We start from the raw sequence: 23,349 nt of genomic DNA on the forward strand, positions 1-23,349 counted from the left end.
CGATATGAAAGTACTTGTCATTGGTAGCGGGGGAAGAGAACATGCCATCGCATGGTCCCTTGTCAAAAGCGATAAAGTAGATCAACTCTATGCATGGCCAGGCAATCCTGGCATTGCCCAAATTGGTGAATGTGTTGAAGGGAGCGTAGAAGACCTAGATGGCATTCTTGCTTTCGTTGAAGCACATGATATTGATTTGACTGTCATTGGTCCTGAAGTGCCTCTTTGCATGGGCTTGGCTGATAAGCTGGAAAATGCCGGTCATAAGGTTTTTGGACCACGTCAGAAAGCAGCCACACTGGAAGGCTCAAAAGCTTTCTCTAAAGACTTCATGGCGCGTCACAATATTCCTACAGCTAAGTATGAAGAAGTGACTGAGCTAAGCGATGCTTATGAAAAGCTTAGTGAATTTAGCTATCCAGTTGTTATTAAGGCGGATGGTCTAGCAGCTGGCAAGGGTGTTGTCATTGCGGAAAATGAAACTGTTGCCAAGGAAACACTCAAAGAAATGCTTTCGGGAGAAATTCTTGGTGGTGCTGGTAAGAAGGTTGTGATTGAGGAATTCTTGAAGGGCTTTGAATGTTCGCTCTTATGCTTTACAGATGGACAGACCATTGTCCCAATGGTTTCAGCCAAGGATCATAAGCAGATCTATGATAATAATAAGGGACCTAATACAGGTGGTATGGGTAGTGTTTCACCAAATCCATTCCTTCAAGAAGAAGTTGAAGCCACTTTTAGAAAAGATATTCTTGATCCTTTCATGAAGGGCTTAGCAGAAGATCAGATGGATTATCGTGGTGTTGTTTTTATCGGCTTGATGGTTGATCAAGGCAAGGCGAAAGTCCTTGAATTCAATGTCCGTTTTGGTGATCCAGAAACACAGGCCATCTTAATGCGCTTAGATAGTGACCTCTTTGATATTATGTGGGCTTGTGCTAATAAGAAGCTTAAGGATGTCGAAGTTAAGTGGAGCAATGATACTGTCACTTGTGTTGTTCTTGCAAGCGGTGGCTATCCAGGAAGCTATGAAAAGGGCAAAGTGATTACCGGCCTAGATCAGTTAGATGATGATATTGTTGTCTTCCATGCTGGAACAGCATTGAAAGATGGTCAGCTTGTGACAAATGGTGGACGTGTTCTCAATATCTGTAATAAAGGTAAAGATTTAACGTCGACAAGAGAAAAAGTTTATCAGGCAATTGAAAAGATTCATTTTGATGGTATGTACTGTCGAAAAGATATTGGTTTACATTAGAGGAGGACAGTATGAATAAAGTCTATCGTGTCTATGTTGTCAAAAGAAAAGAAAATGCGGTTGAAGCGAAAGAAATCAGACATAATCTTCGTCATCAGTTAATGATGGAGAATGTTGATGATGTTATTGTGGTGAATCGCTATGATCTTCAGGGCATTAGTGAAGAAGTTTTAAAGAAGGGGATTCATACCATTTTATCAGAACCAATGGTTGATGATGTCTATTTAGAAGATTATCCAGTCCCTGATGATTATCATGTCTTCGCCATTGAATATTTACCAGGACAGTATGATGTTCGTGCAGACTTCGCAGAACAATGCTTCCAGCTCTTAACGGAAGAAAAGGGTGTTAAGGTCAGATGTGCGCGCTTATATGTGGTTAAGGGTGTTAGCGATGAAGATATTCCAGCGATTGAAAATTATCTGATTAACCCAGTTGATTCACGTCTTGCATCGCTTGCTAAGCCTGAGAGTCTTGATGATGCCAATATTGACATCAAGCCAGTCCCTATTATTGAAGGCTTTACCAACTTCTCAAAGGAAGAGCTAGAACACTACTTAGCACAAAATGGTATGGCGATGAACTATGATGATTTAAAGGTCACACAGGATTATTTCAAGGATGAAGAAAAACGTGATCCAACGGAAACAGAACTTAAGGTTCTTGATACATACTGGTCTGATCATTGTCGTCATACAACATTCTCAACAGTTATCACTGATATTGACATTGAGAATGGCACATTCAAGGAAATATTAGAAAAAGATATTGAAAATTATAAGGCAAGTCGTCATCTTGTTTATGGTATTCATACTGATCGTCCTTTGACATTAATGGATTTAGGTACAATTGGCATGAAGGAATTACGTAAACGTGGTTATCTTGATGACATGGAAGTATCTGAAGAAATTAATGCCTGCTCGGTTGAACTAACTGTGCATACGGATGAAGGCTATGAGGATTGGTTATTGATGTTTAAGAATGAAACACATAACCATCCTACTGAAATTGAACCATTTGGTGGTGCAGCGACATGTCTTGGCGGCTGTATTCGTGACCCACTTTCAGGTCGTGCCTATGTTTATCAGTCAATGCGTATTACGGGTGCCGGTGATCCACGTACACCTATTCGTGATACTATGCCAGGCAAGCTTCCACAGCGCAAGATCTGTCGTGAAGCAGCAGCCGGTTTTTCAAGCTACGGTAACCAGATTGGCTTAACAACAGGCTATGTTCATGAAATCTATGATGAAGGCTATCTTGCGAAACGTATGGAACTTGGTGCCGTTGTGGCGGCTGCACCTAAGAAACAGGTCAAGCGCCTTGAACCTCAGCCAGGTCAGATTGTCCTTTTGATAGGTGGACGTACTGGCCGTGATGGTATCGGTGGGGCAACAGGTTCTTCTAAGAAACATGAACTTAAAACAACAGAAACAGCAGGCGCGGAAGTCCAAAAAGGTAATCCAGTTGAAGAGCGCAAGATTCAGCGCTTATTCAGAAATCCTGAATTCTCTGAAAAGATTGTCAGATGTAATGACTTTGGTGCTGGTGGTGTCTCTGTCGCTATTGGTGAATTAGCTGATGGTCTGAATATCCATCTTGATGCGGTATTGAAGAAATATGAAGGCTTGACAGGTACGGAGCTTGCAATTTCTGAATCTCAGGAACGTATGGCCATTGTCATCAATAAAGAAGATCAGGCCTATATGATGCAAGCTTGCAAGGATGAGAACTTGGAAGTTGTGGAAGTGGCAGAAGTGACAAAAGAACCACGTCTTGTCATGCACTATATGGGCAAGACAATTGTTGATATCAGTCGTGCTTTCCTCAACAAGAATGGCGCAAAGCGTTATCAGGCTATTCATGTGGCATCTCCTGACTTTGAAAACTTGCCATTCTATCCTGAAGCCGCTAAGAACTTTAGAGAAACCGTTGCGGATGATTTAAGCTCATTATCAGTTGCCTCACAAAAAGGCTTGGTTGAACGTTTTGACTCATCCATTGGCAATGGCACAGTTCTTTCACCATATGGTGGTAAGACACTTAGAACAGAAACAGAAGGGATGGCTGGTCTGATCCCTGTCTTAAATAAAGAAACAACAACATGTTCACTCTTTGCCTATGGTTATAATCCAAAGATTACGGAATGGTCTCCATACCATGGTGCCATTCATGCAGTTGTTGAATCGGTTGCGAAGATTGTTGCCATGGGTGGTAACTGGCATAAGATTCGTTTCAGTTTCCAGGAATTCTTTGAAAGACTTGGCAATGATCCTAAGCGCTGGGGCAAGCCATTTGCGGCTCTTCTTGGGGCATATCGTGCTCAGGAAGAATTATTATTGCCTTCGATTGGTGGTAAGGATTCCATGTCAGGTTCATTTGAAGACTTAGATGTGCCTCCTACATTTGTATCCTTTGCGATTACTGGCGCGGATACAAGTGATGTGATCACTCCTGAATTAAAAGCAGGCAATCATGTCTTAGCAGAATTCATGCTGCCAAAAGATGCATATCATGTTTATGATTTTGTCGCTTTAAGAAAGACATATGATACGATTCATGCCTTAATGCAAGAAGGCAAGATTAAAGCTGCTTATACGATCAAGGATGGTGGCTTGATTGAGGCCATCTTCAAGAGTGCCTTTGGTAATGAAATTGGCGTTGAGATTAATGAAGAATTAACCCTTAATGACTTACTCGCTAAGAATTATGGTCATATTCTTGTGGAAGTTGAAGATGAAGATGTTATTAAGCCATTTAATAATGTCCGCCTTATCGGTAAGACAAATGAGAGTGCCCAGGTAAACTATAGAGGTGAAAGTGTAAGCTTGAATGAAGCTTATGAATGGAATACAAAACCTCTTGATGATGTCTATCCAACAACAGCCAAAGCACCAACACAGGATATCAAGGTTGCCAATTGTCATGAACGCACAAAGCTTCATGCCGATAAGCAATATGATGAAGTTAAGGTTGTCATTCCAACATTCCCAGGAACAAACTGTGAATATGATTCAGCTCGTGCCTTTAGAAGAGCAGGGGCTACACCTCGCATAGTGCTTATTCGCAATAAGACCGAAGAAGATATCAAGAAGAGTGTTGCAGAACTTGTAGAAGCTATTCATGAAAGTCAGATCATCATGTTCCCTGGTGGTTTCTCAGCATCTGATGAACCTGAAGGATCAGGTAAATTCATTGCGACCGTCTTACGTAATCCTCAAGTCAAAGAAGCCATTGATGATTTAATGGATCATCGTGAAGGCTTGATTATAGGTATCTGTAATGGATTCCAGGCCCTGATTAAGACTGGCTTACTGCCTACTGGCCATATTCGTGATATGGATGAAAATGATGCGACACTGACATTCAACACAATTCATCGTCACGTCTCACAAATGGTTCATACAAGAATTGGCAGTGTGAAGTCACCTTGGTTAAGATATGTTGAAGTAGGTGATGAACATGTGATTCCAGTATCCCATGGGGAAGGACGCTTTGTCGCTCCAAAGGAAGTATTGGATGAATTAATCGCTAATGGTCAGGTTGCCTTCCAGTATGTGGATGAAAAAGGTGAAGTTACAATGGAATTTCCATATAATCCAAATGGTTCAATGTATGCGATTGAAGGTATTGTTTCTAAAGATGGTCGTGTACTTGGTAAGATGGGGCATTCTGAACGTCAGGGTGAAAATCGTAACTTAAACATCTATGGCGAAATGGATCAGAAATTATTTGAAGCTGGTGTAGCTTATTTTAAGAAGGAGCAATAGAATGGAAAAGCTAGAATTTGAAAGCAAGACGCTAAGCCCACTTGATGGCCGTTATGGTCAAATCAAGGATGCTTTAGGCGATTATTTCTCTGAATATGCATTGGTGAAGTATCGTGTACATGTAGAAATACAATGGCTCAAGTATTTAAGAGACCATATTGATACAAAAGTCATGCAAGAAGCGAAAAAGAGAGACTGGAGCGGGGTGTTGGCTATCGATACTGACTTCAGTGAAGACTCTTATAAACGCATCAAGGAAATTGAAGCCACAACAAGACATGATGTTAAGGCTGTTGAATATTTCATTGATGAAAAGCTGAGGGAACTAGGCTTTGAACATCTTGAATCCTTTGTCCATATTGGCTGTACATCAGAAGATATCAACAATACATCCTATGGCTGTATGATTCGTGATGGCTTGAAGAATGTCTGGTTGCCAGCTGCCAAAGCTTTTGCGAAACATATTGATGAAATAGCCATCAAGGATGCCGATATTCCAATGCTTGCCCATACCCATGGTCAGCCAGCCACACCTACAACAGTGGGTAAGGAATTCAAAGTCTATGCTTATCGTTTCAAGAGCTCTATTGAAAATATCGAAAACATCCAGATCAAGGCTAAATTCAATGGGGCAACAGGTAACTATTCTGCTATCTCTGTACCATTCCCAGAAATCAACTGGGAAGAAGAAAACAAGGACTTTGTTGAAAACTATCTTGGTCTGACATTCAATCCATTTACAACCCAGATTGAATCCCATGACTATACTTGTCATATTCTTGATGGTATTCGACATTTCAATAATGTCTTAATGGATTTAGATGTGGATATGTGGCTATATATCTCAATGGAATACTTCAAGCAGATTACCGTTGCTGGAGAAGTAGGCTCATCAACAATGCCTCATAAAGTCAATCCAATCAGATTTGAGAATTCCGAAGCAAATGCCGATTTCTCAAATAATATCTGTGTTGCCTTAAGCAACAAGCTCCCTAAATCAAGAATGCAGAGAGACCTCTCTGATTCTTCTAGCCAGCGTAATCTTGGCTTAGCTTTTGGCTATAGCTTGCAGGCTATTAATGAAACAACAGCTGGTCTTGCAAAATGCGTAGTCAATGAGACTAAGTTAGCAGAAGATCTCAATGAAAAATGGGAAGTCTTAGCTGAACCTATCCAGACAATGCTTAGAAAATATGGTATTGCGGATGCCTATGATCAGTTAAAGGCCTTAACACGTGGCAAGAATATTTCTAAGGAAGCTATTTTGGAATTTGCGCAGTCACTTGAAGTATTAAGTGATGAAGATCGTGCGACACTTGTCAATATGACACCAGCAAGCTATATTGGCTATGCATCTCAAATTGCCAAGAAACCATTATATTAAAAATAGGCTCATGGATGACCATGAGCTTTTTTGGTGGCTTGTGTTTTATAAGACTTTCGATATATAATAGAACAAGGTGATTTTGATGGATGATACAAGATATATATTTGCACAGGCAATTAAGGAATTATTAAAAACACAGGAACTTGATAAAATTACAGTTACTGATATTGTTAAGAAAGCTGGTATGACAAGACAGACGTTCTATCGTCATTTCAGTGATAAATATGATTTAGTGAACTGGTATTTTGAAAGACTTGCGGATAAGAGTTTCTATCAGATTGGGGCACAGGAGACGCTCTTTGAAGGTTTGACAAAGAAGTTTGAATTCATTTTAAATGATCAGACATTTTTTGCCGCAGCATTCAAGAGTAAGGATTATAACAATGTCGAAAACTATGATTATCATTGTATTCTTGCCTTCTACAAAGATATTTTGAAAAAGAAACTGCAAGGTCCAATTCCTGAAGACTTGGAATTCTTGCTTGAAATGTATTGTCATGCCTCAATCACAATGACAGTCGAATGGGCGATTAGTGGCATGAAGATGGCACCAAAAGAGTTAGCAGCACTACTAATAGAAGCATTACCACCTAAGCTAGAATACTATCTCCAGCATCTCAAATAACATCTTCTCACATATTTACATGTAACCTCTTTACATTAACAAGATTATGTTAATATTATTAATGAATATTCCCATTCTCTTTACAAGCATAAGGCAAATGTGTATAGTATGGGTGTATTCAATAAGGAGGTTATTTCAATGTTGAACTACAAAGAAATCGTTAGAAAATCAAATGAATCTTACAATAAATTTTTCAAGGACTTACAGTCTAAACCAAGCGTAAAGGATTATAATGATATCGAAATTGATGTTGCAAATATGCAGGATATCATTGCTGAAAAAGCAAAAAATTATCATAAACGCTAAAAGCGGAGCTGTCTTAATGACAGCTCTTTTTTTAACAATTGTACATTAAAAAACTCAGGATTTATTGATCCTGAGGATGGAAATCAAGATAGTAGGCATAGTCTACAAGCCACATATTATCACCATAGCCCATACCTACTGGTATCGCATGATGTGGTACATCATAAGCCATATGTTCATAAATCTTTTCAAGATTGAAGTGTCCATTGGAGAGATGGTCATAATCTATGACATAGACAAAGAAGTCCTCATAATAACACTCAACCATATCATATTTGATATCATTATCATCATAATATACACTTTGTACAACACGTTTTTCCATTTTCATCACCCTTAACTAGTTTAATACAAAGAAGCAAATATGAAAAGAATAATGCGAAAGTGACACTTCGTAAAATGTGTAACTTCAAGTTAAAATGTGAGAATGTTATAATATTCACATAAGAAAGATAGAAAAAAGGAGAAAGAAAATGGCAAACAGAATTGTATTAAACACTGTATCTTATCACGGAAAAGGTGCTATTGAAGAAATCCCAAATATCATAAAAACAGCGGGATATAAGAAAATTTTTGTATCAACAGATAGTGGCTTAGTAAAAGCTGGTGTATCATCTTTAGTAACTGATTTACTTGAAAAGAATGATATTCCTTATGCATTATTCTCAGATGTAAAACCTAACCCAACAATTGAAAACGTTCAGGCAGGGGTTAAGGCATTCAAGGAATCTGGTGCTGATGCGATTGTCGCAATTGGTGGTGGATCTGCTCAGGATACTGCAAAAGCTATCGGTATTATTATTACTAACCCTGAATTTGCGGACGTTAAGTCTCTTGAAGGTGTAGCTCCTACAAAGAACCATGCTGTACCTACTATCGCTGTTCCTACAACAGCTGGTACTGCTGCTGAAGTTACTATTAACTATGTCATTACTGATACAGAAAAAGAAAGAAAGTTCGTCTGTGTCGATGAACATGATATTCCAATGTATGCAGTTGTTGACCCACAGATGATGATGAGCATGCCTGAAGCATTAACTGCTTCTACAGGTATGGATGCCTTAACACATGCGATTGAAGGTTATACAACTAAAGCTGCCTGGGAAATGACAGATATGTTCCATCTTGAAGCTATCAAGCTTATTGCAGAAAACTTACGTGGCGCTGTTAAGAAAGATCCTAAGGCGAAGGAAAATATGGCTTTAGCACAATATGTTGCAGGTATGGGCTTCTCAAATGTTGGCTTAGGTATTGCCCATTCTATCGCGCATACATTCTCAGCACACTATGACACACCTCATGGTGTAGCATGTGCCGTTATGCTTCCGGTTGTTATGGAGTTCAACAAAGAATATACTGGTGAAAAATTCAGAGAAATTGCCCGTGCGATGGGTGTTAAGGGCGTTGATGAAATGAGTCAGGAAGAATATCGTCAGGCCGCTATCGATGCTGTTAAACAGCTTGGTAAAGATGTTGGTATTCCAGATTATATCAATGGCTTAAAAGAAGAAGATGTTGAGCAGCTCGCTAAGGATTCAGCAGCTGATGCATGCGCACCAGGCAATCCAAGAGATGCAACAATGGATGACTTTAGAGCATTAATTAGAAAAGTTATGCCTCGTTAATGACAAACAATAGGACTAGCAGATTGCTAGTCTTTTTGTATGCAGGTAAGTCAAATGGAATTTTATGAAAATATTAAGAAATGGTGAACTCGCTTTCTCTATTTTACACATAAAGGGATATTTGCTATAATTGTGGAGAAAAAGAATTTTAAATAAAGGAGATATATTTTATTTTGGACTCGAGTCAAATATCAATGTTAGTGCTTTTCATTATTTTAATAGGCTTATCTGCATTCTATTCATCTGCTGAGACGGCTTTTATGTCTGTCAGCAAGATTAGAATCAAAACAAGAGCAGAAGATGACAGTGATCCTAAACAGGCACGTGCTCAGATTGTGGATGAGCTCTTACAAGATTCTGATAAGCTTTTAAGCACGATTCTTGTTGGTAACAATATTGTCAATACAGCAGCTTCAGCTTTGACAACATCATTTGTGATTAGCTTCTTAGGTAATCAGGGAATCGGTGTGGCTATTGCGACAGGTGTTGTAACATTAGTTATTCTTGTTTTTGGGGAAATTACACCGAAAACAATGGCAAGCAATTCGGCTGAGTCCATTTCTCTTGCAACATGTAAGATTTTACGTGCGAATCGCCTATTATTTACACCTGTTGTAGTCCTTCTTACAGCTATATCAAGAGGGATTATCAAGCTCTTAGGTGATCAAAAAGATCAAGGACCAACAATGACTGAAGATGATTTAAAAACAATTGTGAATGTCAGCCATGAAGAAGGTGTTCTTGAGGATGAAGAAAAAGAAATGTTGCATAATGTCTTTGAATTTGGTGATACAGAAATCAGAGAAATCATGACACCACGTATAAAAGTAACATTTGTTGAAGATGATGTGACTTATGATGAATTAATGAACGTCCTTAGAATAAACCAGTTTTCACGTATTCCTGTTCATTCTGATGATTTGGATAGATTTATTGGTGTCCTGAACGTTAAGGATTTATTGATGGCTTTAGGTGTTGATCGTGAGAACTTTAGAATTAAAAGCTATATGCGTCAGCCTTTCTTTGTTTATGAGTTTAATCCTATTAATGATGTCTTTGCTAAAATGCGTAAAGAACATGTCTCACTCGCTATTGTTCTTGATGAATATGGCATTATGAGCGGTATTGTCTCAATGGAGGATATTGTTGAGGAAATCGTTGGGGAAATTGATGATGAATATGATGAGGATTCATCAAAGGTTATTCATGAAATTGGTGATCATAAGTATATACTGGATGGTTCGGTAGACATAGATGAAGTCAATGAAACATGTGGGACAAACTTTGTGACAGAAGACTTTGAATCGATTGGTGGCTTAGTGCTCGGTGAAGTCAATGGAACACCTCAGGCTGGAGAAAAGGTTACCATTGATCATTGTGAATTCACAATACGTAAAGTAGCCAATAACCGTATTACAGAGTTAGTATTAGAAATTCAGCAAGAGAAGGACGAAGAATAGTTCTTCTTTTGTTTTTCATAAAATATTTCTTTATGATGAAAAAATGTGGTATAGTCATGAAGGAAAAGAACGTTATAGGAGGAAGTTATGCGTATCGAAAGAGTGACAATAAAAGGATTAGGTATTAATGGAGAAGGTATCTGCTATATCAGAAAGAAGATCTGTTTCGTCAATCAGGGGCTTGTAGGTGATGAGGTGGATATACAGATTGACAAGGAAGAAAGACGTTATATGCTTGGTCATATTGTCAAATTCTATAAGAAGTCATCTCAGCGCATTCCTTCACCTTGCCGTGAATCTCGAAACTGCCAGGGCTGTGCCTTTATGCATATGCGCTATAATGATCAATTAAATTATAAGCGAGAGATGATTAAAGAATCGCTTATGAAATATACGGATATTGATCTTGATACAATCAATCTAAAGCCTGTCATTGAGTCAAGTGAACCAACTGGCTATCGCCATGAAATTGGATTCCCAATTGGCTATTATAAGGGCAAGCTTGCCATTGGGGTTTATCAGCGTGGTAATCGCTATTTTACATTTATGAATCATTGCTTCTTACAGACAGATATCATCAACAACACCTTAGTTGCAATAGAAGATATTTTAAATAAATATAACTGTCATGATTACAATGACCGTATGCAAAGAGGTCTACGTTTTATCATGGTTAAGCAAGTAGAAGACTCATTATCAATTGTCTTTATAACAGGTACGGATGGTATTAAGCAGCTTGTAACGGATGAGATTGAGAAACTCCCATATGTATCAAGTGTCTATTATAGTATCAATACAGCAAAATATCAGGAATTTGAAGAAAAAGGCTATAAGCGTATTTATGGCGAGCATTTACAGACATATCATTTTAAAGAACATGAATACAGCTTATCAATCAAGAGTGATATATTAGAAAACCCTGTCATGGACTTAAAGCTTTTGGAAGTTCTCAAGCGCTTGATAAAAAAAGAGGATTTATTGCTTTCATTATATGCGGGTAATGGCATTATTGAGTCTGAACTTGATAATGATACCATCGCTCTTGAGGTTGAGAGCTGGCATGTAGAAGATGCCAATAGAAATGCCCTTCAGAATGGCATGATGAATAAGATGTTTGCGAAGGGGGATGTTGTTGAAGAATTCACTTATCAAAGCAAGAAGAATGACTTTGACACATTGCTCATTCATTTAAATAAAGAAGTTCTTGATGAAGATTTACAAGAATCCATCATCAAATCACTTATTCCTTCAATTATCTTTATTAGTGACAATGTTGCTTCTGCCGCTAAAACAATAACAGCATTATCAAAGCGCTATAAGCTTGATGAATATGTAGCTCTTGATAGTGAACCTTATACAGCAAGAGTAAGATCTGTTGTAAAACTTGTCAGAAAGTAGTACCGGTAGCGTAAGCTATCGGTTTTTGTTGGGAGGGATTTTATGACGAATGTATTAATAGTGATTGGCTTTGCGATTGTGATTGTATTATTAATTATGAATCTCATGAAAAAAGATCACACCCGAGAACTCTCAAGAATCGAAAAGGGGATTGAAGACAATACCCGTACTTTACTTGAAGATAAAGCCAATAAAGAAGCTTATGAAAAAAGTTTTGCAATGATTTTGTCGGAAACAATGAAAACCAGGGAATATCTTGGTGTTTCTGATGCTAAACTTAGTCGTATTGCAACGAGCGTTAATGCAATGAATAATATTATGGTTAATAATAAAAAGCGTGGGAATTTTGGTGAATATACGCTTTATCATTTATTATCCATCTATTTAGGTGAAAGTGATGCAATCTATGAAACACAATTTCGCTTTAACAATGGTAAAATTGCTGATGCAGTGCTGCATATTCCAGGTAGCGACAGAGTGCTTGCAATTGATAGCAAGTTTCCGGTTGAAAACTATGCCCGTCTAGATGATGCACAAAATCATGATGCTAAAGGGGCATTTCGTAGAGATGTAAAGAAGCATATACATGATATTGCTTCAAAATACATTGGGGAAGAGACGCTAGAAGAAGCCATTATGTTTATTCCTAGTGAAGCTATCTACCTCTATATTTGTCAGGAAGAGAGTTCTCTTATCGATGAAGCCTATAAAGCACATGTACTGATAACCTCACCTTCTACTTTGATGGGAGTCGCTTTTACATTAATCAATATTACAAAGGATTTCAAACGTTCACAAAATCTTCAACGTGTTGAAAAAGAAATTGTTGCTTTAAAAGAAAATAGCGATCGAATGCGTGATCGCTATGAGCGAGTTGAAAATACGTTGCAGACATTATTAAAACAGTATCGTGAATTAGGTATTTCGGTGCATAAGATTGATGAACGTATTGGTCAGATTTATGATGGAGAAGATTAGCTTCTCCTTTTTCATTGTGAAAAATATATCTTTATGAAAACCCTTACAATTAACAATTTCAATGCTATAATAATATTTGTAGTGTAAAGGAGGGGGTTGTATGGGATTGTTTACCGGCAAGGGACGAGCACATCTTGCAGGCCATAAAGACTTGACTATGCATGGTGAAATTGCCCAATGTCCTGTTGGTGATACGATTGCCATTCCATTAGTAAATGGAACTGCGACCGATTTTGAAGTACTTGTAAAAGAAGGAGATCATGTAAAGATTGGCAGCCTTTTAGCTGTACGCAAGAGCATGTATGTTCCACTCTATGCATCTGTTTCAGGTGTTGTCAAAGGGGTGGAGAAACGCATGCACGCAACTAAGCGTCAGCAGAACCATATCATCATAGCTAATGATCATCTAGATGAGAAAATAAAAGTTATTGATATCAAAGATCCAGATCACATGACACAAGAAAATATTGTTGATGCAATCAAGCAGCTTGGTATTGTCGGTATGGGTGGTTCTGGGTTTCCAACCTATAAGAAATATGAAGGGGTCAAAGATGTTGATACCATTATTATTAATGGTGTTGAATGCGAACCTTATATTACTAGTGATTACCATGAAATGATGCTTCAAACAAAAGCTTTATTTGATGGTGCTGAATTTTTTAGAAAAGCAGCTAGTGCTAAGTGTGCAATTATTGCGATTAAGGTTGGCAAACCAGAATTGTATGCTCGATTGCAAGCAATGGCGAAAAGTTATGAACATATTTCAGTTACACAAGTACCTGATGTCTATCCGATGGGATGGGAACGCCTGTTGATTGAAACAGTTACAAAACGTACTTATGACCGCTTACCAAGTGAAGCCCATGTCATTGTTGATAATGCCGCCAGTGCAATCAGCTTGAGTAATGGTATTCGTAGTGGTATGCCAGTGATTGAGCGACTTGTTACAGTAAGTGGTAACGGTATTAAATATCCAACAAATATTAGAGTAAGAGTTGGAACACCAGTTCATGAGATTATTGAAGCTATTGGTGGCTATATTGCCGATGGTGAGGGTTATGTGCTTGCTGGTGGACCGATGATGGGGCGTTCAATTACCAATGATCAGTTCGTTATTTCTGAATATATGAATGCGATTACGGTTCTTAAAAAGCAGGAAGAACATACTTTTGCATGCTTAAAATGTGGTGAGTGCACTTTGCATTGTCCAATGCATCTCCAGCCTGTGCGTATAATGCAGGCAGAAAAGGCAAATGATAGTGATTTATTAGGAAAACTTGATGTCATGCGCTGTGTTGAGTGTGGCATGTGTTCTTATATCTGCCCAAGCAAAATCGAAGTCACAGACTTTGTTGCTAAAGGGAAACGTCGTTATGGTCTGACATTAAGGAGGAAAAAAGCATGATTATTAAAATGAAACGAACAACACCTGCCTATCGTCAGCCACAATCTACGACTACAATCATGCGTGATTTGCTGATTGCAGAAGTAACACTTGCGATTGCTTCTATTCTTATGCAGGTTTATCGTCATAATATTAACTATGGCCTCAAAGCATTTGGAATGTACATTATGGCCATCTTGACAGCTCTTATAACAGAAGGCGTCTGGGCATGGATTCATCAAAAGCCTATGAAAAGCATTATCACTGATTCTTTCTGCCTTAATACGCCCATCATTTTTACCCTTACCTTACCAATTGGGACACCATATTATGTGGTTGTGATCGGGGCTTTTATTGCTACATTCTTTGGTAAGCTTGTCTATGGGGGATTTGGCCAGAACATCTTTAATCCGGCTCTTGTCGGACGTGTTGTCGTACATCTTTCATTTGCTTCAAAGCTGACAAATAGTCTTTCTCTTATTGATGCTTCAACATCACCAACACCAGCAACTGCGCTTGCTAAAACGAATTGGTTTGGCACATCAGCATTCCCTTATTCACTTAAGGATTTACTACTTGGCATGCATGATGGGGCATTGGGTGAGGGCTTAATCATCCTTTTGGTTATTATTGGTGTCATATTAGCACTGCGCCATGTCTATGATCCACGTATTACTCTTGGCTATCTTGGCAGTGTTGCTTTATTTGCCTTGGTAAGTGGGCTTGTATTAGGCATTAATCCATTTGTGAATTGTGCACGTCATCTTATGCTTGGTGGTCTGATGATCGGGGCAATCTTGATGGCGACCGATCCTGTTACTTCCCCAAGTTCACCACTTGGCAAAATCATTTATGGTATTTCTTTAGGCTTCTTAACTTTGCTTATTCGCTTGAAAGCCAATTATCCTGAAGGTGTTCTTTTTTCAATCTTGATTATGAATATGCTGACACCTTGGATTGATTCACTTATCCTTGGTAGAACAAGTGAACATCATTCAAAACAAATCGCAATCATTCTTATTATGTTATGTATTGGCATGGGGACTATTGGTGGCATCAGCACTACCCTTCAGCCACAAAAACAAAGTGAAGTAGGTGAGTTCTATGAAGCTCATTGTTAAACTGACAATCTTTCTTGCCTTAGTTGCTGGCTTATCAGCTGGGGCTATGAGTTATGTCTTTAATCTTACAAATCCAATCATTACAAATGCCCAAAAAGAAGCTGAAACAAAGCAGCTCAATGCAATTTATAAAGAAAGTACATTCAAATCTATATCATTCAATCATAAAACTTATAATCTCATTGAAAATATCTATGAAGCTAAAAAAGGTGAGCAGCTAGAAGGATATGTCTATAAGATTTCTACACCTGGATATGGTGGCAATATTGTTTATCTTGTTGCACTTGATCAAAGTGGGAAGTATTTAGGCTATTCACCTATTGATGTTACAACGGAAACAAGTGGCTTTGGCAGCCGTGTTGGTACGAAGGAAATGGCTGATCACATCGATAAGAAAAAGATTGGTGCTGGGATTGATACACTTTCTGGAGCAACGATCTCTTCTAAAGCAGTCGTCAAGGGCATCAATCAGGCCACAGCTCATTATCAAAAGAATTATCAGTAAGGAGGGAGAACATGAAAAAGCTTAAAATATTAACTAATGGCATTTGTAAAGAAAATCCTATCTTTGTCATGATGCTAGGAATGTGTTCTTCTCTTGCCATATCAACCTCATTAACTAATGCGATTGGAATGGGAATGGCAGTAACAGCTGTATTAGTTGCCAGCAATTTCATTATTTCATTATTGCGTAAAATCATCCCTGATGAGATCCGTATACCTGTCTTTATCATTATTATTGCCACGCTTGTAAAATGCGTGCAGCTCTTAATGAATGCCTATACACCTTCACTTTATACAAGTCTTGGTGTCTTTATCCCTTTGATTGTTGTCAATTGTATTATTCTTGGTCGTGCAGAAAGCTTTGCGAGTAAGAATAAGCCACTTGATTCAGTTCTTGATGGACTAGGCATGGGGATTGGCTATACGTTAGCAGTATTCATTATTGCTTTCTTTAGACAAATTATTGGTACGGGTGGCTTGTCCTTCTATAATCCGTTTAATAGTACACAGGTTTTCTTTGATCTCCATTTGTTTGATGAATATGCTATATCTTTATTTAAGTTGCCTGCAGGAGCTTTCTTAACACTTGGCTGTATTCTTGCTTTTATTAATAATCGCAAGATGAAAAAGGCCCTGAAAGTTGATCAGCAACTTGATAAGAAGGGAAGTGTGAAAAAATGATGAAGCTATTTGGACTTTTTATCGCCTTGACATTTGTTAATAATGTTGTCTTATCAAAGTTCTATGCAATCTGCCCGCTCATGGGCTTATCAAAGAATCCTAAGAATGCACTGAATATGGGCATTGCTGTTATCTTTGTCATTTTCCTATCTTCAATTATTACTTGGTTGCTCTATTATTATGTTCTTGTGCCATTAAAGATTACTTATATGGACCTAATTACATTTATTCTTGTCATTGCATCATTAGTACAATTTCTTGAAATGTTCTTAAAGAAAACGAGTCCTGATATCTATAAATCAATGGGTGTCTATCTTCCTTTAATTACCACGAACTGTGCTGTATTAGGTGTAGCGTTGGATAATATTACTGCTAACTATAATCTGATAGAAGCAGCTGTGGCAGGCATTGCTGTGCCATTAGGCTTCTTGATTGTCATTTATATCTTTGCGACGATTCGTCAGAGACTTGAGATAGCTGATGTCCCTACATCATTCAAAGGAGCACCAATTGCTCTTATTACTGCCGGTATCATGGCTTGTGCAATTATGGGAATTGCAGGTGTTGTCTGATGGTATATGCAATAATCTGGTTTGCGATTCTTGTTTGTGTCTATATCGGTACATATTTATTAAATAGACATACAAAAAAGCCTGATGACTGTAAGACGGATTTTACTGCCTGTCAGGGGTGTGCAAATATTGCTTGTGGACATTATAAAGAAGGTGAAATGAAATGAATGCAGTGATTGCTTTAATGATCATAGGTGGCGTACTAGGCATGATGCTTGGCATTGCCCATAAATATCTTAAGGTTGAAGTTGATCAGCGAATTGATGTTGTAACTGATAAATTGCCTGGTGTCAACTGTGGTGGATGTGGTTATCCTGGATGTCATGGATTGGCTGAAGCGCTCGTAGAAGGGGAGGTGCAAACACCTAATAAATGTGTGGTAGCATCTTCGATTGCTAAGAAAGAGATTGCTGACTACTTAAATACAACACCGGGTCCTGATGGCAAATGCCTTCAAATTAAATGTTAGTAGAAAAGAGGATGTCAAAACATCCTCTTTTAAAATAGAAAAAAGGATTTGGTTACCCAAATCCTTAAGAATTACCATAATCTTCTAGCGTTATGATAGTTTTTGCTATAATAACCAGTTAATGAAGAAACCTGTACAGGCTTACCAGTAGATGGAGCATGAACGAACTGATTACCACCAATATAGATACCAACGTGATGTACTGGTGAACCAAATGTAATAATATCACCTGGCTGTAACTGGCTTCTATCAACAGCTCTACCAGCTGATGCAAAAGCACCTGATGTTAAACGTCCAACATTAACGCCAGCATTATTTAATGCCCAGCTTACTAAACCAGAACAGTCAAAACGGTTAGGTCCAGCTGCGCCCCATAAATACATGCAGCCCTGTTTGCTTAAAGCAAGTGAGACAACTTTCGCGCCAACAGAACTATTTCCACTTAAGGCAACAGTTGTTTTCTGTACTTCAGACTTGCTGACAGTAGCTTTTGTAGTTGCTTCCTGAATGGCAGCCATATTGCTTGCGATTAATGTGATTGAGTCTGTATTTGACTGTAAAGCTTTCTTGCTTTCTTCAAGTGATGTCTTAGCACCACTGATCTTCTGATAAAGAACAGCTTTATCATTTTCAGCAGTAGTCTTAGAAGTTTCTAAGGCTTTCTTAGATGTTGTAAGTGTTTCTTGCTGTGTCTTTAACTGTGCTTCTTTTGTCTTGATCTGATTAATTAAATCTTCATCAGATTCTTTAATGTCAGCTAGGGCAGAAACTCTTGAGAAGAAATCTGTCATGCTCTTAGCACCAAAGATATAACTTACGTTAACTTTTGAATTAACGTTGGACTGGTTGGCATAGATTCTTTCTTTGAGTTTTTCTTTGCTTGCTTCAATATCTTTTTGTGTCTGTTCGATTGAAGCAGTGACATCCTTGATTTGTGTTTCATAGCTTGCAATCTGTTTGTCTAAATCGTCAATCTTTTTAACGATTGCATTAATGCTATCTTCACTTGATGAAATTGTATTACTTGCAGCATCAATATTCTTTTTGAGATCTGCATTTTTGTTTTTTAAATAGGCATTAAATTCTTTACAAGTTTTCTTGTTAGCTACTGTTAATGAGCTAGATGAACATAATGTATAATATTGTTTTTCTTTACCACTAAAATTTTCTGCTTTTGCTTCTTTTACTGAACCTGCGGCTAAAGGGAATACCATTGCTGAGGCTAGAACTAGACCAATAATTTTATTCTTCTTCAAACATATCAACTCCTTACGCGCTTCATTATAACATAAATCTTAAGAAAATTAAGAAATTTCTTAAGATTTTAAGATTTCACATAATTCACATAATCATGCTATCTTCTAAGACCTTTAGGAAAGAGGTTTTTAATGGCATTACTTTCTTTATAAAAGGAAAGGGGATATCCATCTACAAGTATGCCTCCAAAACCTTTACCATTACATGCTGGCAATGCTTCACCATGAATCCATTTTTTGATTTCTTCACTGTCATTTGGAAAATCATAATAGTGTTTGAAATCCTCTTTCTTAAGGCTGAGGGCAAGCGAGTAGCTTGGAATGAAGTAGTTTTTACGCACTTCACCTAAATAAAGACCACGACGTAATATTTGAATTTTGCCTAGATCAGGGAATTGGGGCATGATCTTATAAATATGGCCATTATTTTCATAGAGATGATCAGGGACATTGACATTAAGGTTATCTTGATAGAACTTAGTAACTATATTTAATGCCTCATGACTTATTTTTGGCTTGATTGATTTATATTTATGTTTGTCCTCATCATCACACTTTTTCAGTAAAGCCATAAACTGACCTTCACCTTGATAACGATGTGGATAACAACGAATAGCTTCAGGCATATCTACTCCCTCACTCATGCCACCTTGATGATCAAGAGGCATTAATTCCATAGGATAATGCTCTAAGGCATAGCGTACATTATCTTCATTTTCTTCAATAGAATAAGTGCAGGTAGAATACATTAACAGTCCACCGGGCTTTAATAGCTTATAAGCAGTATCAATAAGTCTTTTTTGAATCAAGGCACATTCTTTTACTTTTTCAAGACTCCAAGTCTCTTTTGCAAGGTCTTTTGATCGAAACATGCCTTCACCTGAGCATGGTGCATCAAGAATGATCTTGTCAAAAAAGCCAGGAAGAATCTTTTCAAATCTTTTAGGATCTGTTGAAGTCACAATGGCTTGTTCTATGGCAAAGCGTTCGATATTTTCACTCAAGACTTTAGCACGGGATAAATTGATATCATTCGCTATTAATAAGCCTTGCTTACCAAGCTTATTTGCAACCATGCAGCTTTTTCCACCAGGAGCAGCACACATATCTAAGACATAATCGTTTTCTTCAATAGGTAGTTTTTCGGCAACAAGCATGGCACTTGGTTCCTGGATATAGTAGAGCCCAGCTAGAAAATAGGGTGAACGTCCTGGATGATAGTGCTTCTCATCATAATAATAACCTGCTGATACATAGGGATGCTTTGTAATAAATTGTTGATTGAGGATGTTCTTGGCATTCTCTTTTCTAAGATTTAGATATAATGCTTTAACATCATCTTTTTTTAATGCTTCGGCAAAGTTTTCATAATCATCTTTTAAAAGCATTTGCATTCTTTCTTGAAATTCTCTCATATTATCACCGTCATCATTATACATATTTTCTTTCATATGCCAAATAAATATATTAGTAAAATATGATAGATATATATCTAATGTATTTACGATATTTACGCTTGACTAATGAAATAATGAGGAGTTAAATAATTACGTTTAGAAGGAAGGTAGACATATGGCAGTTATCGAAACGAAGATTCTTAACCTTGTCTTCCCTAAGGAAAACCTTATGGAAGTCTTAGATATTTTGGATCATTCAGAGTTTTATCATCCTATCCCTTCAAGTCAGCTTGCACATGAACTTAAGGATGTTCATACCCTTACACCTACAAGAGACTATGAAGATTTGCAAAGGGAAGTTGTTGATAGTGCAAAAAGATTACATCTAGACTTAAATGCAGAATTAAGTCCTGATATTTCAGTGGACTTAGAAGCGACAAAAAAATATTTAAATGATATCAATGCACAGATTGATGAAATAGATAAGATCAAAGAAAACATTCTTCATGATTTAAATGAGAATAAAGAAGTTATTGAATTCTTAAACAAATGTACAACAAAGAATATCAATGTTGAAGATCTGATGAATGCAAATTATCTTACTGTACGCTTTGGTTCTTTAGACAATAGTCAGATGGATAATCTCAAGTATTATTTAGAACGACCTTTTGTTTATGATTTCTTAAAGAAAGGTGCAAAAGAGACTTGGCTCTATTATATTGCGACAAATAAAGATATTGGTGAAATCGATAATATCTTTGGTGCATTGAATTTTAAAAAGATTGAAATGCCTAAGATTGTCCATGGCACAAATACAGATGCACTTAATGCACTAAATGAACAAAAGAATGCAATGGATGAATATATCATTCATATGGATGGCAAACTTGATCTTATCAAAGATAAAGAAACATTAAAATTACAGAAGCTTTATGCGACAGCTTTACATTTAGATAAGCTTGAACAGGAAAAAGAGTATGTCTTAGATTTGTTGACAAAGTATTCTTTATCGGGATTTATCACAACAAATCATATTCCAGCATTCAAGCAGTTATTTAAGAATATTAATGACATGAACTTTACAGAATTGCCAACAGATGCAATTACTGACCAGAAGCTTGAAGTGCCTACAGAAACAAATAACGCAGGTGTGCTCAAAGATTTCGAAGCTCTTTCACATCCGGAAGCAGGAAAGCGTGATGTAACACTTGGTTACGCTATTCTCTGTAATGCAGTCTTTGCTTTATGCTTTGGTGATTTTGGCTTAGCTCTTGTGCTTCTTGCTCTTGCCTTGAAAAAGAACAATAAGATGCTTTTATCACTTGCGATTGCAAGCTTTGTAGGAGCATTCTTATATGGAAAGGTGTTCTATTACTGGTCATTTACACCAACAATTATTCCTATACATGTAGTTGTACGTCTATTTGCGGGATTAGTTGTACTTGTTGTTGGCAAGTTTGTTCTTGATGCATGTAAACGTTAAACGGTGGATATGATATGATCCCTATCAAGTAGACAGAGAAAATATCCAAAACAACTACCAAGCAAGGTCAATTAGATTTGGCCTTGTTTTTTTATTGTTGTGCTTGCGCCTGATGTTTTGCTTTGCTCTTCTCAATCCCTTCCCAGAATCGTTCTATTCTTCTGTTTGGTGCAATTGGATACTGTTCTGGTGTAACTGCAGTCAGTGCTTCCTGTCTTACCTGATTTGCAGTCTTCCCATGAAAACGTTTCTGTGGATATCTATAGATATAGTATTCATATGTCCTGTAAATGATATCTGCAGCTTCTTCATACGCAAATAGAACCCTGGCCATATCCTTGATGAATCCCTGAAAGGATTCTACTGGTCCGTCATCGATACAATGGCCAACCCGTGACATGGATTGTGTCAGTCCGTCATTCTCAAGCATCCTGGAAAATACCTTGCGTGTGTATTGAAATCCTCTGTCGCTGTGCAGGAGCGGAGTAGCTCCCTGATTCAAGGTGATGGCCATGAAGTATGTATCATTGACCAGTTTGGTATCGTTTCTTCTGCTGACGACAACGCCAACCGGATATCGGTCATACAGGTCAAGGATCGTGCTGACATATAATTTATCACCAGCGTATTTCAGTTCGGTTATGTCGGTACCCCATCTCAGATTCGTTGCTTCGGCATTGAAATCCCAATCCAGTACGTTATCCTTTGTTTCCTGTAATTGGAATGACGCCGGCCAATGCGGAAATGAGATTCTATGCCATTGACGGCCATGATGCGATAGATACGCTTGCGATTATACTTCACATCACTGTTATTATTGAGCGCATAGGTCATCTTCTGATAGCCAAACAGGCTGTTGTTTTCATCGGCAATGGCCCGCATGAGGGGAAGTATCCTTGCATCTTCTATGTCCACTCTGGATGGCTTGCGATGGATCCATTTATAATAGGATGCCCTGGATATTCCAGCCAGCTGACACAGATACTGTATGGAACACTGTTCGTCACTGCTCGTTGTTTGAATTGATTCATAAATCCATGTCTTTATCTTATGCCGCAGTGCTGGCTGAGCAATCTTCGGCGCATTCTCTATCGCCCCCTCCCTAATTCGCTGAGTTTTTTTAAGAACATGACCTCTATTTCTTTTCGTCTCAGTTCTTCCTTCAGTCGTTTGTTTTCCCTTTCCAGTCTTTCCATGTCAGTAAGGTCTTCCTCTGCCTTGCGATGTCCGCGGTTGTCATTCAGGCCATCTGTTCCCTGCCTGTCATATTTGCGTACCCATGAATAGACCTGGGAATAGCTGCAGCCATATTTTGCGGCTGTTTCTTTATAATTGCAATCATGATTTATGCAGTACTGAACGATCTCCATTCTTTCTTCTTTTGTTGTTTTCTTTCTGCCATATAGACCTCCGGATGGGGACAATAATCCCTCTGCTCTATATGGTTATTATACCGCTTGATCCATTGAACGATGACTGTTTTACTGGAAATATTGTATTTTGTTGCCAGTTCGTCCGGTGACAGTCCGTTCTGTACATAATCCTGAACGACCATTTCTTTGAATTCTTTTGAGTAAGATGAATTTCTTTCTTTAGGCTTGAGAGCTTCTTGCCCGTTAGCTTTATAGAGATTCGACCATTCACGTATTCTGTTGTCACCATTTTTCCCCATATC

General features: G+C 37.9%; 24 protein-coding genes. 17 read left to right on the top strand and 7 right to left on the bottom strand.

Annotation, left to right across the window (positions count from 1 at the left end; all coding sequences use genetic code 11):
- Nucleotides 1-4: 4 nt before the first annotated feature.
- The 5 genes from purD (at nt 5) to T529_RS13050 (ending at nt 7,346) form a co-directional block, all read left to right on the top strand.
- Complete coding sequence (purD, locus tag T529_RS0103545) at nt 5-1,258, top strand: phosphoribosylamine--glycine ligase (protein WP_033162241.1); 1,254 nt, start codon at nt 5-7, stop codon at nt 1,256-1,258.
- 11 nt (nt 1,259-1,269) lie between these two features.
- Nucleotides 1,270-5,028, top strand: coding sequence for a phosphoribosylformylglycinamidine synthase (locus T529_RS0103550; RefSeq protein ID WP_033162242.1), 3,759 nt, complete (start codon nt 1,270-1,272; stop codon nt 5,026-5,028).
- Nucleotide 5,029: 1 nt separating this feature from the next.
- Entirely contained in the window at nt 5,030-6,412 is a 1,383-nt protein-coding gene (gene purB / locus T529_RS0103555; protein WP_033162243.1) for an adenylosuccinate lyase, read from the top strand.
- Between the two features lie 85 nt (nt 6,413-6,497).
- Nucleotides 6,498-7,040, top strand: a complete 543-nt coding sequence (locus T529_RS0103560) for a TetR/AcrR family transcriptional regulator C-terminal domain-containing protein (RefSeq protein ID WP_033162244.1) — start codon at nt 6,498-6,500, stop codon at nt 7,038-7,040.
- Nucleotides 7,041-7,178: 138 nt separating this feature from the next.
- Nucleotides 7,179-7,346, top strand: a complete 168-nt coding sequence (locus tag T529_RS13050) for a hypothetical protein (protein ID WP_156032149.1) — start codon at nt 7,179-7,181, stop codon at nt 7,344-7,346.
- Between the two features lie 61 nt (nt 7,347-7,407).
- Here the strand turns inward: T529_RS13050 and T529_RS0103565 are convergent, their stop codons facing one another.
- Nucleotides 7,408-7,671: a hypothetical protein gene (locus tag T529_RS0103565; protein ID WP_033162245.1), complete on the bottom strand. Its 264-nt coding sequence runs from the start codon at nt 7,669-7,671 to the stop codon at nt 7,408-7,410.
- A 148-nt stretch (nt 7,672-7,819) separates the two neighbouring features.
- Here T529_RS0103565 and fucO point away from each other — a divergent pair, with 148 nt between their 5' ends.
- From fucO to T529_RS0103620, 11 genes are all read left to right on the top strand, one after another.
- Nucleotides 7,820-8,971 (top strand): lactaldehyde reductase, encoded by a 1,152-nt coding sequence (fucO, locus tag T529_RS0103570; RefSeq protein WP_033162246.1) that lies wholly within the window; start codon nt 7,820-7,822, stop codon nt 8,969-8,971.
- A gap of 173 nt (nt 8,972-9,144) precedes the next feature.
- A complete protein-coding gene (locus T529_RS0103575; protein ID WP_033162247.1) occupies nt 9,145-10,431 on the top strand; it encodes a hemolysin family protein in 1,287 nt (428 codons plus the stop codon).
- 87 nt (nt 10,432-10,518) lie between these two features.
- Nucleotides 10,519-11,829, top strand: coding sequence for a 23S rRNA (uracil(1939)-C(5))-methyltransferase RlmD (rlmD, locus tag T529_RS0103580; RefSeq protein WP_033162248.1), 1,311 nt, complete (start codon nt 10,519-10,521; stop codon nt 11,827-11,829).
- A gap of 42 nt (nt 11,830-11,871) precedes the next feature.
- Nucleotides 11,872-12,807, top strand: coding sequence for a DNA recombination protein RmuC (rmuC, locus tag T529_RS0103585; RefSeq protein ID WP_033162249.1), 936 nt, complete (start codon nt 11,872-11,874; stop codon nt 12,805-12,807).
- A 100-nt stretch (nt 12,808-12,907) separates the two neighbouring features.
- Complete coding sequence (locus tag T529_RS0103590; protein ID WP_033162250.1) at nt 12,908-14,212, top strand: RnfABCDGE type electron transport complex subunit C; 1,305 nt, start codon at nt 12,908-12,910, stop codon at nt 14,210-14,212.
- Entirely contained in the window at nt 14,209-15,312 is a 1,104-nt protein-coding gene (locus T529_RS0103595) for an RnfABCDGE type electron transport complex subunit D (protein WP_051646833.1), read from the top strand. The genes T529_RS0103590 and T529_RS0103595 overlap by 4 nt, the downstream gene beginning before the upstream one ends.
- Complete coding sequence (locus T529_RS0103600; protein WP_033162251.1) at nt 15,296-15,817, top strand: RnfABCDGE type electron transport complex subunit G; 522 nt, start codon at nt 15,296-15,298, stop codon at nt 15,815-15,817. Before T529_RS0103595 ends, T529_RS0103600 begins: the two co-directional genes overlap by 17 nt.
- Before the next feature lie 11 nt (nt 15,818-15,828).
- Nucleotides 15,829-16,497 carry an electron transport complex subunit RsxE gene (gene rsxE, locus T529_RS0103605; RefSeq protein WP_033162252.1) on the top strand — a complete coding sequence of 223 codons (669 nt, stop codon included), beginning with the start codon at nt 15,829-15,831 and terminating at the stop codon, nt 16,495-16,497.
- Complete coding sequence (locus T529_RS0103610; protein WP_033162260.1) at nt 16,497-17,069, top strand: electron transport complex protein RnfA; 573 nt, start codon at nt 16,497-16,499, stop codon at nt 17,067-17,069. The genes rsxE and T529_RS0103610 overlap by 1 nt, the downstream gene beginning before the upstream one ends.
- On the top strand, nt 17,069-17,236 hold the full coding sequence (locus tag T529_RS12730) for a hypothetical protein (RefSeq protein WP_162172986.1): 168 nt from the start codon (nt 17,069-17,071) through the stop codon (nt 17,234-17,236). The genes T529_RS0103610 and T529_RS12730 overlap by 1 nt, the downstream gene beginning before the upstream one ends.
- Entirely contained in the window at nt 17,233-17,538 is a 306-nt protein-coding gene (locus T529_RS0103620; protein ID WP_033162254.1) for a (Fe-S)-binding protein, read from the top strand. The genes T529_RS12730 and T529_RS0103620 overlap by 4 nt, the downstream gene beginning before the upstream one ends.
- Before the next feature lie 71 nt (nt 17,539-17,609).
- Here the strand turns inward: T529_RS0103620 and T529_RS12470 are convergent, their stop codons facing one another.
- Nucleotides 17,610-18,794, bottom strand: a complete 1,185-nt coding sequence (locus T529_RS12470; protein WP_051646834.1) for a C40 family peptidase — start codon at nt 18,792-18,794, stop codon at nt 17,610-17,612.
- A 98-nt stretch (nt 18,795-18,892) separates the two neighbouring features.
- Nucleotides 18,893-20,209, bottom strand: a complete 1,317-nt coding sequence (locus T529_RS0103630; protein ID WP_033162262.1) for an RsmF rRNA methyltransferase first C-terminal domain-containing protein — start codon at nt 20,207-20,209, stop codon at nt 18,893-18,895.
- A 157-nt stretch (nt 20,210-20,366) separates the two neighbouring features.
- Between T529_RS0103630 and T529_RS0103635 the strand changes: the two genes are divergently transcribed.
- Entirely contained in the window at nt 20,367-21,674 is a 1,308-nt protein-coding gene (locus T529_RS0103635) for a V-type ATP synthase subunit I (protein ID WP_033162255.1), read from the top strand.
- A gap of 91 nt (nt 21,675-21,765) precedes the next feature.
- Here T529_RS0103635 and T529_RS13600 read toward each other — a convergent pair whose 3' ends face one another.
- The 4 genes from T529_RS13600 to T529_RS13055 all read right to left on the bottom strand — a co-directional run.
- Complete coding sequence (locus T529_RS13600; protein ID WP_081823051.1) at nt 21,766-22,425, bottom strand: DDE-type integrase/transposase/recombinase; 660 nt, start codon at nt 22,423-22,425, stop codon at nt 21,766-21,768.
- Nucleotides 22,332-22,589: an IS3 family transposase gene (locus T529_RS13720; protein WP_156032150.1), complete on the bottom strand. Its 258-nt coding sequence runs from the start codon at nt 22,587-22,589 to the stop codon at nt 22,332-22,334. Before T529_RS13720 ends, T529_RS13600 begins: the two co-directional genes overlap by 94 nt.
- A 173-nt stretch (nt 22,590-22,762) precedes the next feature.
- Nucleotides 22,763-23,044: a helix-turn-helix domain-containing protein gene (locus tag T529_RS12480; protein WP_051646836.1), complete on the bottom strand. Its 282-nt coding sequence runs from the start codon at nt 23,042-23,044 to the stop codon at nt 22,763-22,765.
- Nucleotides 23,020-23,349, bottom strand: a 330-nt coding sequence (locus tag T529_RS13055; protein ID WP_156032151.1) for a transposase, incomplete at its 5' end; no start/stop codon positions are given. The genes T529_RS13055 and T529_RS12480, both read right to left, overlap by 25 nt.

The sequence above is a fragment of the Sharpea azabuensis DSM 18934 genome (genome assembly GCF_000702165.1).
Classification (GTDB): domain Bacteria; phylum Bacillota_I; class Bacilli_A; order Erysipelotrichales; family Coprobacillaceae; genus Sharpea; species Sharpea azabuensis.